At 60.9% G+C, this 12,907-nt stretch carries 16 protein-coding genes; 8 read left to right on the top strand and 8 right to left on the bottom strand.

Annotated elements, in window-relative coordinates:
- Positions 1-44 precede the first annotated feature (44 nt).
- The 6 genes from AC58X1_RS05780 to AC58X1_RS05805 all read right to left on the bottom strand — a co-directional run bounded on the left by AC58X1_RS05780 (position 45) and on the right by AC58X1_RS05805 (position 5,098).
- Positions 45-461, bottom strand: coding sequence for a fimbrial protein (locus AC58X1_RS05780; RefSeq protein ID WP_497428771.1), 417 nt, complete (start codon positions 459-461; stop codon positions 45-47).
- A gap of 33 nt (positions 462-494) precedes the next feature.
- Positions 495-1,850 (bottom strand): glutathione-disulfide reductase, encoded by a 1,356-nt coding sequence (gene gorA, locus AC58X1_RS05785; RefSeq protein WP_150571749.1) that lies wholly within the window; start codon positions 1,848-1,850, stop codon positions 495-497.
- Positions 1,851-1,919: 69 nt separating this feature from the next.
- On the bottom strand, positions 1,920-2,759 hold the full coding sequence (gene galU / locus AC58X1_RS05790) for a UTP--glucose-1-phosphate uridylyltransferase GalU (RefSeq protein ID WP_101320675.1): 840 nt from the start codon (positions 2,757-2,759) through the stop codon (positions 1,920-1,922).
- Positions 2,760-3,030: 271 nt separating this feature from the next.
- The gene (locus AC58X1_RS05795; RefSeq protein WP_101320677.1) at positions 3,031-3,945 is read right to left on the bottom strand and encodes a c-type cytochrome; all 915 of its coding nucleotides are present in this window, start codon (positions 3,943-3,945) and stop codon (positions 3,031-3,033) included.
- The gene (locus AC58X1_RS05800) at positions 3,942-4,592 is read right to left on the bottom strand and encodes a c-type cytochrome (RefSeq protein WP_497428498.1); all 651 of its coding nucleotides are present in this window, start codon (positions 4,590-4,592) and stop codon (positions 3,942-3,944) included. Before AC58X1_RS05800 ends, AC58X1_RS05795 begins: the two co-directional genes overlap by 4 nt.
- Positions 4,593-4,738: 146 nt before the next feature.
- On the bottom strand, positions 4,739-5,098 hold the full coding sequence (locus tag AC58X1_RS05805; RefSeq protein ID WP_497428499.1) for a hypothetical protein: 360 nt from the start codon (positions 5,096-5,098) through the stop codon (positions 4,739-4,741).
- A gap of 163 nt (positions 5,099-5,261) precedes the next feature.
- On the opposite strand from AC58X1_RS05805, the gene AC58X1_RS05810 reads away from it, so the two are divergent.
- The 8 genes from AC58X1_RS05810 to csrA all read left to right on the top strand — a co-directional run bounded on the left by AC58X1_RS05810 (position 5,262) and on the right by csrA (position 11,015).
- Positions 5,262-5,564, top strand: a complete 303-nt coding sequence (locus AC58X1_RS05810) for a DUF1883 domain-containing protein (RefSeq protein WP_497428500.1) — start codon at positions 5,262-5,264, stop codon at positions 5,562-5,564.
- 7 nt (positions 5,565-5,571) lie between these two features.
- Positions 5,572-5,742 carry a hypothetical protein gene (locus tag AC58X1_RS05815; protein ID WP_178080774.1) on the top strand — a complete coding sequence of 57 codons (171 nt, stop codon included), beginning with the start codon at positions 5,572-5,574 and terminating at the stop codon, positions 5,740-5,742.
- Between the two features lie 50 nt (positions 5,743-5,792).
- Positions 5,793-6,866 (top strand): NAD(P)H-dependent flavin oxidoreductase, encoded by a 1,074-nt coding sequence (locus AC58X1_RS05820; protein WP_497428501.1) that lies wholly within the window; start codon positions 5,793-5,795, stop codon positions 6,864-6,866.
- Positions 6,867-6,957: 91 nt separating this feature from the next.
- On the top strand, positions 6,958-7,713 hold the full coding sequence (gene modA, locus AC58X1_RS05825) for a molybdate ABC transporter substrate-binding protein (RefSeq protein ID WP_497428502.1): 756 nt from the start codon (positions 6,958-6,960) through the stop codon (positions 7,711-7,713).
- The gene (gene modB / locus AC58X1_RS05830; RefSeq protein WP_101320689.1) at positions 7,713-8,393 is read left to right on the top strand and encodes a molybdate ABC transporter permease subunit; all 681 of its coding nucleotides are present in this window, start codon (positions 7,713-7,715) and stop codon (positions 8,391-8,393) included. Before modA ends, modB begins: the two co-directional genes overlap by 1 nt.
- Before the next feature lies 1 nt (position 8,394).
- Complete coding sequence (modC, locus tag AC58X1_RS05835) at positions 8,395-9,486, top strand: molybdenum ABC transporter ATP-binding protein (protein ID WP_150571746.1); 1,092 nt, start codon at positions 8,395-8,397, stop codon at positions 9,484-9,486.
- 58 nt (positions 9,487-9,544) lie between these two features.
- Positions 9,545-10,561, top strand: coding sequence for a DNA topoisomerase IB (locus AC58X1_RS05840; protein ID WP_188036266.1), 1,017 nt, complete (start codon positions 9,545-9,547; stop codon positions 10,559-10,561).
- Positions 10,562-10,814: 253 nt separating this feature from the next.
- Positions 10,815-11,015, top strand: a complete 201-nt coding sequence (gene csrA / locus AC58X1_RS05845; protein ID WP_101320695.1) for a carbon storage regulator CsrA — start codon at positions 10,815-10,817, stop codon at positions 11,013-11,015.
- 72 nt (positions 11,016-11,087) lie between these two features.
- On the opposite strand, the gene AC58X1_RS05850 is transcribed toward csrA, so the two are convergent.
- A complete protein-coding gene (locus AC58X1_RS05850; protein ID WP_101320697.1) occupies positions 11,088-11,441 on the bottom strand; it encodes a response regulator in 354 nt (117 codons plus the stop codon).
- A gap of 10 nt (positions 11,442-11,451) precedes the next feature.
- Positions 11,452-12,897, bottom strand: a complete 1,446-nt coding sequence (locus tag AC58X1_RS05855) for an ATPase domain-containing protein (protein WP_497428503.1) — start codon at positions 12,895-12,897, stop codon at positions 11,452-11,454.
- Positions 12,898-12,907 lie beyond the last annotated feature (10 nt).

Consider the following 12,907-nt stretch of genomic DNA (forward strand, 5'->3'; position numbering starts at 1 on the left):
GCTGATTGGTTTTGGCTATAAGCAGCTCATTCCGATAGATCCTTTCATTCATAGGAAAGCAGCACAGTGGCACGCGCCCTAGCCACTCCGGGCCGAACGCTCTGCGCAATCTGCACATACGCCGCACGCAGGCCTATCCGCACAAAGTCGTCCCCAGGTCGCACTCTGGCCAAGTTATGCCGAGTGGTGCCCAACTGCAGCAAGCCGCCATCACTGCGCATCAGACGCACCACCAGGCCCGTAGCACTTGATTCGCCGGCAAGTTGCAGGTGATCAGTTGCGCCACCACCGCTGGCATCTTCGAACTGCCCTAGCACCTGCACTGACCGTCGTTTTGTGCTCGGCTGGCAGCGCAACCGCAACTCAAAGCCGACCGCCGCCGACTGGCTGCCAAGGCCGCGGAAACCGCTCCAGGACTGCACGCTGAGGTCCACCTGAGTGTGCCGGCTTGACCCCTCCAGATGGCAGGTCGGCCCCTGCCCCCACCAGCAGGATCAGCGCATTGCCGTGCGCATGGTTACAAACTCTTCGGCCGCTGTAGGGTGCACGCCAATAGTGTCGTCGAATTGCGCCTTGGTCGCGCCTGCCTTGAGCGCAATACCCAGGCCTTGAATGATCTCTCCCGCGTCTGGCCCGACCATGTGACAACCCAGCACCTTGTCGGTATCGGCGTCTACCACCAACTTCATCAGGGTCTTCTCCTGAATCTCGGTGAGGGTCAGCTTCATTGCTCGGAAGCGGCTTTCGAAAATTTGCACCTTGTGACCCGCCTCAATGGCCTGTTCCTCGGTCAGGCCAACCGTACCAATCGGCGGTTGACTGAACACCGCAGTGGGGATGTTCCGGTAATCCACCGGTCGGTACTGCTCCGGTTTGAACAGACGCCGCGCAACGGCCATGCCTTCAGCCAGCGCCACAGGGGTGAGCTGGACTCGACCGATGACATCACCAATTGCCAGAATAGAAGGCTCAGTGGTCTGGTACTGATCATCGACACGCACGAAGCCACGCTCGTCGAGTTCCACACCCGTGTGTTCCAGGCCAAGGTTGTCCAGCATCGGCCGGCGGCCTGTCGCGTAGAACACGCAGTCGGTGAGCAGCTCACGGCCATCTTTGAGGGTGGCCTTGAGGCTGCCATCTGCCTGCTGATCGATCCGTTGAATGTCGCTATTGAACTGCAGGTCAACGCCGCGCTTGTCCAATTCGTCCTTGAGATGAGTGCGCACCGAGCCGTCGAAGCCGCGCAGGAACAAGTCGCCGCGATAAAGCAGGCTGGTGGCGCTGCCAAGCCCTTGGAAAATGCCGGCAAACTCGACCGCGATGTAGCCGCCGCCGACAACCAGAATGCGCTTGGGCAGCTGCTTGAGGAAGAACGCCTCGTTGGATGTGATCGCCAGCTCTTTGCCAGGGATGTCCGGCACCTGCGGCCAACCGCCGGTAGCGATGAGGATATGCTTGGCTGAGTAGCGCTGACCGTCTATTTCGACTTCATTGGCGCCCGTCAGTCGCGCATGGCCTTCAAGCAGGGTCACCCCACTGTTGACCAGCAAGTTGCGGTAAATGCCATTGAGCCGCTCGATTTCGCGATTCTTGTTGGCAATCAGCGTGCCCCAGTCGAAGTGCCCCTCTTCCAGCGTCCAGCCGAAGCCGGCAGCCTGCTCCATTTCGTCAGCGACGTGGGCGGCATACACCATCAGTTTTTTCGGCACGCAGCCCACATTGACACAGGTACCGCCTAGGTAGCGGCTCTCGGCCACAGCGACCCTGGCGCCAAAACCCGCCGCGAATCGCGCGGCACGCACACCGCCGGAACCGGCACCAATCACGAACAGATCAAAATCGTAAGTCACAATCCAGACTCCACAAAAAAGCCACCCAAGAGGGTGGCTGTTTTTCATACGGGCTGCAAGCCTGCAGGCTTAGTAAGCCTTGCCAGCCTTGTAGAAGTTCTCGAAGCAGAAGTTGGTCGCCTCGATGTAACCTTCGGCGCCACCGCAGTCAAAGCGCTTGCCCTTGAACTTGTAGGCGATCACACAGCCTTCCTGCGCCTGCTTCATCAGCGCGTCGGTGATCTGAATCTCGCCGCCTTTGCCTGGCTCGGTTTCACGGATCTTCTGGAAGATGTCCGGGGTCAGGATGTAGCGGCCGATGATGGCCAGGTTCGACGGGGCATCTTCCGGTGCTGGTTTCTCGACCATGCTGTTAACACGGTAGATGTCGTCACGGATCATCTCGCCAGAGATAACGCCGTACTTGTTGGTTTCCTGCGGATCGACTTCCTGAATGGCAACGATCGAGCAGCGGAACTGGTTGTACAGCTTGACCATCTGCTGCAGCACGCCATCGCCGTCGAGGTTGACACACAGGTCGTCCGCCAGCACGACCGCAAACGGCTCGTCGCCGATCAGCGGTTGGCCGGTCAGGATGGCATGGCCCAGGCCTTTCATTTCGGTCTGACGGGTGTACGAGAACGAGCACTCGTCGAGCAGACGGCGAATACCGACCAGGTATTTTTCCTTGTCGGTGCCTTTGATCTGGTTTTCCAGCTCATAGCTGATGTCGAAGTGGTCTTCAAGCGCGCGCTTGCCACGACCGGTCACGATGGAGATCTCGCTCAGGCCGGCATCCAGTGCCTCCTCGACGCCATACTGAATCAGTGGCTTGTTTACCACTGGCAGCATTTCCTTGGGCATGGCCTTGGTAGCTGGCAGGAAGCGGGTGCCATAGCCGGCTGCCGGGAACAAGCATTTCTTGATCATATACGTCCTTAACAAGGGCTTAGCGTACGAAATTCGGCGCAGTCTAATCAGGCGGCGCGCACCTTACAATGCCCAGCCTGAAGCGACCGCTGCCATGATAGAGATACCCCAGTGTAGTTAGTTCCAACGGATCGCAAATATTCAGCTTGTTGCCGGCAGGTTTGGCCCGCTGACAGCGGGCTCTGGTAACCCTGAACCCGCTTCGAAGCGCGTCATTTTCACGCCAGTGCATACGCAAAAAGACGCGCATCAGAAGTGTCTACCGCAAGCGTTACCGGGTTATCCCCTGCCCGATCAGCATGCCTTCGACCTTTTGCCCATACAGGTTGACGCCATCATTGGCATGAAACTTCAATCGGGTTTTTTCAACTGAGCCTTCCACCAGGCGCGGGTCCTGCGGCCGTTCGTGGCGATTGATCCATGCAGCGACATCCCATGCCTGCTGATCACTGAGGCTGCCGGGCTTGCCAAGTGGCATATTGTACTTGATGAACGACGCCGCCGTATTGATCCGGTGCATGCCAGCGCCCCAGTTGTAGGAGTCCTTGCCCCATAGCGGTGGCATCACGTATTCACCTGCCACCTGCTGGCCTTCGCCTTGATCGCCGTGGCAGATCGCACATTGCTCGCGATACACCTGCTTGCCGCGTTTGAAGTCATACCCACCCTTGGGCTGAGGCACTTCGGGATAACCACGGCCAGGTGTCTCGACCGCGGTCGGCGCATTGGTCGACAGCCAGTATGAGTAAACGCTCAGTGCGGTCATCTGCGGGCTATCCGCCGCAGGCGGCTTGCCGTTCATGCTGAACTGGAAGCAGCCCTGGATGCGTTCGGCGAAGGTGTTGACCTTGTCATTTTTCTTGCGATATGCCGGGTACATCGGATAAGCGCCCCACAGCGGCGCAGAAAACGCCATACGGCCCTGATCAAGGTGGCAGTTGCTGCAGTTCATGCCGTTGCCCACAGCCTCGGGCATCAGCCGGCGGGTATCGACAAACAAGGCATGGCCCTCGCGGACCATCTGGCCAAAGGCGTTGTCCGGGATCTGGGTTTCAGCGGGCGGCGCGAACTGCACTGCGGCCTGCGTGCCGGGCACCTTGAGCTGGGATTGATCTTCCATGGCAATCGGCGTGGCAGCCTGGGCGCTACCCATGGCCAACAACAGGGTGGCAATGATCGGCTTCATGGCTTGACCTCCTGGGCCAGTGGATGGGCGAAGAATTCGGCAACTGCCGTGATCTCGGCATCGGTCATGGCCTTGGCCACGCCGACCATCAACTGATTGGGGTCATTGCTACGGCTGCCGTCGCGCCAGGCATTGAGCTGCGCCACCAGGTACGCCGCAGGCTGCCCCGCCAGTGGCGGGAAGTGCTCACCGACACCGCTGCCGCCTGGCCCGTGGCACTGCACACAACCCGGGATTTGCCGGCCCCAGTCGCCGTACAGGGCCAAGCGCGACACCGGGTCGGTGGCAATCTGCTGGCGACGCAGATCAGGTGCCGGGTCACTCGGCAGGCTGGCCAGGTACTCGCTGACGGCTTTGGCTTCCTGCGCGCTCAAGGCCTTGGCCAGCGGCTCCATCACCGGCTGCTTGCGGCTGCCACTGCGAAAGTCCTGCAGCTGCTTGTTCAGATACCCGGCCGACAAGCCGGCCAGCCGCGGAAACCCTGCAGCGGCGATGCCCTTGGCATCGGGGCCATGACAGCCCAGGCAGGCCATCGCAGCGGGGTTGGCCCCACCCTGGGTGAAGATTTTCTGACCTTCGGCGGCATGCGCCGCGGGCCAGGCCAGGATCAGCGCAGTGCTGATCGCAAAACGACTCAACGGATTCATCACGGGACGCTCCATTTCCTTGTTATAAGCTTAGGCTTAAAAGGTATAAGCACAAAAATAGTAGGCTTATCCTCCGGCAGGCAACAACGCCTACCGGACAAGAACATGACAATTGGCCCGCTAAATGGCCGTTTAGCTGAGCTGGATCAAGGTCCGGAGATGCATTTGGTCGTGGCTGCGCGCACATCACCCAAGCGCAGCGGGAAGTTGTTCAGCCGCTCGCGCAGCTTGATGCTGCTGCCGCTACCACGCTTGTCGATGTCAATCAACGCAGCAGGACCCGCACCCGCGGTCAGCTTCTGCGGCACGATCAAACGCAGGCCGTCGCCGCGCTTTTCCTGCACCAGTGCGTCGCGGCTACTCGCCAACTCGGCCTTGATACAGTCGGCGTACACCTGAGGCGCCTTGCCAGACATCACATCCATGGTTTCTCGCGATTGCTCCAGCTCAGCGACACTTACACAGCCGCCCAGAGTCAAGGTCATCGCCGCCACCGCCCACTTCATTGGAATACCTCTGCCTGCTTTAAAGAATGTGTATGACAACAACCGGGCGGGTTTGCTCCCTGCTTTGGCGGATTTATCCCTACCCCGGCCATCAGGGGCGGGAGTGTACCGCTACATCGTGATATCTTGCGCATTTGCACGAATAAACTTTGCGGAGCATCACATGAAATTCGTACACCAGCGCGAGCACCTCAACGAGGACGACATTGTCGTGATCGAGTGCTCCCAGCGCTGCAACATTCGCCTGATGAACGACGCCAATTTCCGCAGTTTCAAGAATGGCGGGCGTCACACCTACCATGGCGGCGCGTTCGACCAGTTCCCGGCGAAGATCGTCGTGCCGAGCACCGGTTTTTGGAACATCACCCTCGACACGACCACGCCCCGGCCGATCTCGGTCACGCGCAAGCCAACCTTCACGCACAAGATCAAAATCGTGCGTCGCTCGTCGTCGCAACTGAGTTAAGCCCGCCATGACCCAGAACATCAAGTACGTGATCAAATACAAGCTCGATGGCGAGCAACGCTTCGACTTCGCCGTGATGCCGGACAACTCCGAAGAGCAGGCGCGCCTGGCGCTGCAACAGATCCATGGCGATGACGTCGCCAAGATCAGCGACATCAAAGTCAGCAAGGCCCTGTAAACCTGGCCCTGGCTGGGCGCCGAGTTGAAACAGAGTTGACAGGAGTGCACATGAGCAACTGGCCAGACCGCCGTATCCTGGATCTGCTCGGCATCGATGTGCCGATCCTGCAAGCACCGATGGCCGGAGCCACCGGCTCACCCATGGCCATCGCTGTGGGCACGGCTGGTGGCCTGGCCGCTCTGCCCTGCGCCATGCTCAGCCTGGATCAGGTGCGCAGTGAAGTGGCAGCGTTCCGCGCCGCCTGCGCAGGGCCTTTGAACCTGAACTTCTTCTGCCATCAACCGCCGCCCGCTGATGCAGCCCGCGCACTGCGCTGGAAGCAGGTCCTGCAGCCGTATTATCAGGAGCTGGGCGCTGATTTCGCCGCGCCGACGCCGGTATCCAACCGTGCGCCATTCGATGAGCACAGCTGCCAACTGGTTGAAGAACTGCGCCCGCAGGTGGTCAGCTTTCACTTCGGCCTGCCCACTGCCAGCCTGCTGCAGCGGGTCAAGGCCACCGGCGCCAAAGTGCTGTCGAGTGCGACCACGGTGCAGGAGGCGCTCTGGCTGGAACAGCACGGTTGCGATGCGATCATCGCCATGGGCTATGAAGCCGGCGGCCATCGCGGCATGTTCCTCAGCGATGACATCACCAGCCAGATCGGCACCTTCGCCTTGATCCCGCAAATTGTCGACGCAGTGCGACTGCCGGTGATCGGCGCCGGTGGCATTGCCGATCACCGCGGCCTGGTGGCCGCACTGGCTCTTGGCGCCTCGGCGGTGCAGATCGGCACTGCCTACCTGTTCTGCCCGGAGGCGAAGGTATCTGCAGCCCACCGCCAGGCGCTGGATACCGCCCCCGCCAGCGACACAGCGCTGACCAACCTGTTCACCGGGCGGCCCGCGCGTGGCATCAACAACCGCATCATGCGCGAACTTGGCCCGATGAGCGATCTGGCCCCCGCCTTCCCCCTGGCAGGCGGCGCGTTGATGCCGCTGCGGACGATCAGCGATAGCGCGGGCAGCAGTGACTTCAGCAATCTGTGGGCCGGCCAGGCTTTGCGCCTTGGCCGACACCTGCCTGCGACAGAGCTGACCAGAGACATTGCCGAGCGCGCGCTGGAGCAATTAGGGCGCTGATTCAATCCCGCGATTATGGCCCTTCCCGTAGAGCCGACTCTCGCTATATAGTCCTGTATATAACGATAACCTGCTCTCGGAGAGTTGCCTCATGCGTTTGCGTTTGTCCTACCTGGCTGCGACGGCGGCCACCCTGCTCGCCTGCACCAATGCCTGGGCCGATGAAGTTCAAGTTGCCGTCGCAGCCAACTTCACCGCGCCGATCCAGGCGATTGCCAAAGACTTCGAGAAGGACACCGGCCACAAGCTTGTGGCCTCCTTCGGCGCGACGGGCCAGTTCTATGCGCAGATCAACAACGGCGCACCTTTCGAAGTATTCCTGGCGGCCGATGACAGCACTCCGGCCAAGCTTGAGCAAGAAAAGCAGACCGTTGCAGGCTCGCGCTTCACCTACGCCATCGGCACCTTGGCACTCTGGTCTGCCAAGCCAGGCTACGTCGACGCGCAAGGCGAAGTGCTGAAAACAAATGACTACAAGCACCTGTCAATCGCCAACCCCAAGACCGCTCCCTACGGCCTGGCAGCGACTCAGGTGCTGGCCAAGCTGAACCTGACTGAAGCCACCAAAGGCAAGCTCGTCGAAGGCCAGAACATCACCCAGGCGTTCCAGTTCGTTTCCACCGGCAACGCTGAGCTGGGCTTTGTCGCCCTGTCGCAGATCTACAAAGATGGCAAAGTCGAAAACGGCTCGGCCTGGATCGTCCCGTCCAGCCTGCATGACCCGATCCGCCAGGATGCGGTAGTCCTCAACAAGGGCAAGGACAACCCCGCTGCCAAGGCGTTTATCGACTACCTCAAAGGCCCCAAGGCCACAGCCGTGATCAAATCCTATGGTTATCAGATCTGATGCCGCTTGATGCTGCAGACTTCGGAGCGATCTGGCTGACCTTCAAACTGGCCAGCCTGACTACTCTGATTCTGCTCGTCATAGGCACACCGATTGCCTGGTGGCTGGCGCGGACCCGCTCGTGGTTGCGCGGCCCGGTCGGCGCGGTGGTCGCTCTGCCATTGGTGCTGCCGCCGACGGTGATCGGCTTTTACCTGCTGATCGCCCTCGGCCCGCACGGCTGGCTGGGCCAAGCCACTCAGGCACTGGGCCTGGGCAGCGTGGTATTCAGCTTCACCGGCCTGGTAATTGGTTCGGTGGTGTACTCCATGCCGTTTGTGGTGCAACCCCTGCAAAACGCCTTCAGCGCGATTGGATCAAGGCCTTTGGAAGTCGCTGCCACGCTGCGTGCAAGCCCTTGGGACACTTTCATTCATGTCGTGCTGCCGCTGGCTCGGCCGGGGTTCGTCACCGCCAGCATCCTTGGCTTTGCCCACACCGTTGGCGAGTTCGGTGTGGTGTTGATGATCGGCGGCAATATCCCTGACAAGACCCGCGTGGTGTCGGTGCAGATCTTCGACCATGTCGAGTCGATGGCCTACGCACAAGCACACTGGCTGGCCGCAGCCATGCTGGTGTTCTCGTTCCTGGTGTTGCTCCTGCTGTACGCGGGGCGCCGTGGCAAGCCCGGCTGGAGTTGAGATGAGAGCTTCAATACTGGCGCGGCTGACCCTGGCGCGCGACGATTTCACCCTGGATGTCGACCTGCAACTGCCAGGTTCAGGCATCAGCGCCTTGTTCGGCCATTCCGGGTCGGGCAAGACATCGTGCCTGCGTTGCCTGGCGGGTCTGGAGCGTGCGGCGAGCGCCTACATCGAGGTCAACGGTGAAGTGTGGCAAGACAGTGCCAGCGGGTTTTTCCTCCCCCCACATCGGCGCCCGATCGGCTATGTATTCCAGGAAGCCAGCCTGTTTCCCCACCTGTCAGTGCGCGCCAACCTAGAGTTCGGCTGGCGCCGGGTGCCGGCGGCACAGCGCAAGGTCAGCCTTGAACAGGCGTGTGTGCTACTGGGCATCGGTCATTTGCTTGAGCGCCGTCCAGCCACCTTGTCTGGCGGCGAAGCGCAGCGGGTCGGCATCGCTCGCGCCCTGCTCAGCAGCCCGCGCTTGCTGCTGCTGGACGAGCCCCTGGCAGCGCTGGATGGACCACGCAAACGCGAGATTCTGCCGTATCTGGAGCACCTGCATGAAGAACTGCAGATTCCACTGGTCTACGTCAGCCATGCCCAGGATGAAGTGGCGCGACTAGCCGACTACCTGGTGTTGCTGGCGCAGGGCAAGGTGCTTGCAAGCGGCCCCATCAGCGAGACACTGGCGCGGCTGGACCTGCCGTTGGCTCAGGGCGACGATGCCGGCGTGGTGCTGGAAGGGCTGGTGGTCGGCCATGATCCGCACTATCAATTGTTCGACCTGCGCTTGCCCGGCAATGATGCCCAACCGCTGCGTATCGCCCATCCTTCGCTGCAAGTTGGCAGCACGCACCGGCTGAAGATCCAGGCCCGCGATGTCAGCCTGGCCTTGGCGGCAGACAGCCAGTCGAGCATTCTCAACCGCTTGCCCGTGCGCGTGCGTGAGCTGCGCGCCGCCGATAACCCGGCCCATCTGCTGGTCAGTCTGGATGCGGCCGGCACCACGCTGTTGGCGCGCATCACCCGTTACTCCGCCGACCAGCTCGGCGTGCATCCGGGCCAGGCGCTATGGGCGCAAATCAAATCGGTCGCTGTTTTACTCTGAGCATCCACGCCAACGGCGTTGTCCATTGAGCAGACACCTGGTCGCTGGATACCGCCCCATGCTCGATTGCCCGCTGCCCCGTTCCCTGCACTATGTCGACGACAGCCAGCCTGGCCTGAGCCGACGCCGATGGCGTGACCGCTTTATCTACCTGGACGCGGACGGTGAACGGGTGCGCGATGAGGCGACGCTTGCGCGCATCGCGGCGCTGGTCATCCCACCGGCCTACACCGACGTGTGGATCTGCGCCGACCCGCAGGGCCATCTGCAAGCCACCGGCCGCGACGCTCGCGGACGCAAACAATATCGCTATCACGCGCAATGGCGCGAAGTGCGCGATGAGCATAAATACGGACGCATGCTGGCCTTTGCTCAGGTGCTGCCCAAATTGCGCAAGCAGCTCGACGCCCACCTGCGCAGCCCAGGGCTGGGCCGGGAAAAGGTCATGGCGCTGGTGGTCAGCCTGCTCGACTCGACCCTGATCCGCGTCGGCAATCGCCAGTACATGCGCGACAACAACTCCTATGGATTGACCACCCTCAACTCCGATCATGTCGAGGTCAAGGGCAGTACCATTCGCTTTCAGTTCAGGGGCAAGCGCGGCGTGGAGCACAACGTTACCTTGCGCGACCGGCGGCTGGCCGGCTTGGTCAAACGCTGCATGGAGCTGCCTGGGCAGACGTTATTCCAGTATCTGGATGACAACGGTGAGCGGCACAGCATCGGCTCGAGCGATATCAACCTGTTTCTGCAACAGCTGACCGGCGCTGACTTTACCGCCAAGGACTACCGCACCTGGGCCGGCAGCAGCCTGGCCCTGCATCTGTTACGGCCGTTGGCCTGGGAGCCGGAAACCGAAGCCAAGCGCCAGGTCACGGCGATTGTGCGTCAGGTTGCCGCACGCTTGGGCAACACGCCGGCAGTGTGCCGGCGCTGCTACATCCACCCGGCAGTGCTTGAGCACTTCCAGCTGGGGCGCCTCGGTGCTCTGCCGCGAGCCCGCATTCGCCAGGGGCTTGAGCCCGAAGAAGTGACCTTGATGCACTTTTTGCGGGCGCTGCAGGAGTCCGATTGAGCGGGTCTATATGCACTATCAAGCAGAGAAATTTCCAATCTGCGCGTAAGCCCCCTATTCTTGCCTCCGAGCACCTCCGCCGGGGCACTTCAACCCGCAAAACCGGCACCTGCAGCTAGAGACATGAAACAGATTTTATTTACGGGGGAATTACTATCCTCCGAAAGCGTCTTTAATGAGAAGGAAGAGGGACACGCTCCCGCCGCAGCGGTAACTGACCGCACGGTTTTCGTTATTACCCAAGGAGAACTACATGCTGATACTCACCCGCAAGGTCGGCGAAAGCATCGTCATCGACGATAATATCAAAGTGACCATTCTGGGCGTCAAAGGGATGCAAGTGAGGATCGGCATCGATGCGCCAAAAGATGTTCAGGTTCATCGCGAGGAGATTTTCAAACGCATCCAGGCGGGCAGCCCCGCACCGGAAAAGCCCCACGACGAGCAACACTGAAACCTGCATCGCTTGAAGCCGCACGGATGCGCTTGACCGATCGGCCCGCCGATGCGGGATCTTGCCAGGCCCTCAGCCGCCCAGCAGCTCCCGCACTTTGGCTACCATTTCATTGGCATGAAATGGTTTCTGAAATACTGCACCGAACAAATTGCAATCTGCTTGCGCGGCTTGCGCGCCGCTCATCAAGATCAGCGGTAAATGTGCCAGCGCAGGATCCTCTCGAATCGCCTTGGCCAATTCCTGGCCATTCTTCTTCGGCATCATGTAATCGGTAATCACCAGATCAATAGGCTTCTGGCGTAGCAGATCCAACGCCTTTTCGCCATTGTTGGCCTTTTCCACCAGAAAACCCTCGTCCTCCAGGGCATAACCCAGGATCTCGGCAATCAGGTATTCGTCATCGACGATCAAGATGGTCTTCATCGCTGGACTGTCAGCCGCCCTCCGACTGAGTAGGCGTGCCGCTAAGCACTGCGCTGGCACCTTCGAAAGCCTTGCGCACAACCACCCCATTCGGTCCCATGCACAGCTCATGGAGCGCAGGGTCGTAGTCACTGTCGCGCACCTTGAGCAGTGACAGCATGCGCCGCAGCCGGCTATCGAGTTCGACGAATCGGGTCAGGATCAGGCTATCGACGATGCTCGACAGGTCGGGTGACGGCGCACTGACTTCGGCACCAAACAGATCACGCATTTCCCAGGTCATCAACATCGTCACATCGCGGGCACGCAGCTCGCCGATCAGGGCGCGGAAGAAGCCATTGATGCGTGCCGGATCGAATGCCAGCCGGCTGAATGCACCGAGGCTGTCGATCACCACGCGCTTGGCACCGAGGCTATCAACCTGTTTCAGCAAGCGCGCACCGATCTGATCGAGCAGGCCCTCGGTGGTTGGCTGCCAGCTCAACAGCAAAGCCCCTGAGCGCTCCAGCTCAGCGAAGTCGTAACCAAAGGCACTGGCCTTCTGGCGCAATCGGGTAGGCGATTCGTAGAAGCCAAAATGCACCGCCGGCTGCACAGGTGACGCAGCCGCTACGAATGCCAGCCCCAGAGAGGTTTTGCCGATCCCCGAAGGCCCCATTACCAATGTGGTCGAGCCGATACTGACGCCACCGCCAAGCATGTCGTTCAGCGCTTGCGAGCCGGTGCTGATAGATTCCATTGTCTCCGAGCCAGGATGGCTGGGATGGCTGTAGAGCGCCTCCAGACGCGGGAACACCGTCAGCCCGGCGCTATCGATCTGGCACTCGTGCAAGCCAGACAACGCAGCGCTGCCGCGGGTCTTGCGCAGCTGAATAGTACGCACGGCACGGCTGCCAACCAACGTCTCGCCCAGGTCGATGACGCCATCGACCATGGTGTGCTCTGGGCTGCCCTCCTGCAGACGCGAACTGGTCAGCAGCAGCACAGTGCAGCCCGCGAAGGCGGCATGCCCTTGCAGCTCGGAGATGAATTTTTTGGTGTCGAGCGTGGTTTCGGCACGTATGCGGGCATTGAGCAGGCCATCGACGATCAGCAGGCTGGCCTGCTGCCGGCCAATTTCCTGACGCATCAGCCGCACTACGGCATCCAGGCCCTCCTGTTCGAGGGTGTCGAACGCGCTGACAAACTGGATCTGATCGCCTACCAGCGCCGGGTCGAAGAACTCCAGCGTCGACAGGCACTGGAACAACCGCTCATGGGATTCGCTAAGCAAAGTGGCCACCAGCACCCGCCCGCCATTGCGCACGTGGCCAAACGCCAACTGGTTGGCGAGAATGGTCTTGCCGGCCCCAGGCGGGCCTTGAACGACGTAGGACGCGCCAGCGACCAGGCCGCCACGCAGTAAAGCATCCAGCCCTTCGATACCTGTCTCGACTCGCTTGAGTACTTCAACCATGGCCGCTGCC

The organism is Pseudomonas sp. PGPR N4, assembly GCF_059693665.1.

Excerpts from the sequence above, each read along its gene's own strand:
- AC58X1_RS05855 (WP_497428503.1), bottom strand. The coding sequence starts at position 12,897 with ATGGTTGAAGTACTCAAGCGAGTCGAGACAGGTATCGAAGGGCTGGAT.
- galU (WP_101320675.1), bottom strand. The coding sequence starts at position 2,759 with ATGATCAAGAAATGCTTGTTCCCGGCAGCCGGCTATGGCACCCGCTTC.
- AC58X1_RS05795 (WP_101320677.1), bottom strand. The coding sequence starts at position 3,945 with ATGAAGCCGATCATTGCCACCCTGTTGTTGGCCATGGGTAGCGCCCAG.
- modC (WP_150571746.1), top strand. The coding sequence starts at position 8,395 with ATGAGAGCTTCAATACTGGCGCGGCTGACCCTGGCGCGCGACGATTTC.
- modB (WP_101320689.1), top strand. The coding sequence starts at position 7,713 with ATGCCGCTTGATGCTGCAGACTTCGGAGCGATCTGGCTGACCTTCAAA.
- AC58X1_RS05815 (WP_178080774.1), top strand. The coding sequence starts at position 5,572 with ATGACCCAGAACATCAAGTACGTGATCAAATACAAGCTCGATGGCGAG.
- modA (WP_497428502.1), top strand. The coding sequence starts at position 6,958 with ATGCGTTTGCGTTTGTCCTACCTGGCTGCGACGGCGGCCACCCTGCTC.
- AC58X1_RS05810 (WP_497428500.1), top strand. The coding sequence starts at position 5,262 with ATGAAATTCGTACACCAGCGCGAGCACCTCAACGAGGACGACATTGTC.
- AC58X1_RS05800 (WP_497428498.1), bottom strand. The coding sequence starts at position 4,592 with ATGAATCCGTTGAGTCGTTTTGCGATCAGCACTGCGCTGATCCTGGCC.
- csrA (WP_101320695.1), top strand. The coding sequence starts at position 10,815 with ATGCTGATACTCACCCGCAAGGTCGGCGAAAGCATCGTCATCGACGAT.
- AC58X1_RS05805 (WP_497428499.1), bottom strand. The coding sequence starts at position 5,098 with ATGAAGTGGGCGGTGGCGGCGATGACCTTGACTCTGGGCGGCTGTGTA.
- AC58X1_RS05850 (WP_101320697.1), bottom strand. The coding sequence starts at position 11,441 with ATGAAGACCATCTTGATCGTCGATGACGAATACCTGATTGCCGAGATC.
- AC58X1_RS05840 (WP_188036266.1), top strand. The coding sequence starts at position 9,545 with ATGCTCGATTGCCCGCTGCCCCGTTCCCTGCACTATGTCGACGACAGC.
- AC58X1_RS05820 (WP_497428501.1), top strand. The coding sequence starts at position 5,793 with ATGAGCAACTGGCCAGACCGCCGTATCCTGGATCTGCTCGGCATCGAT.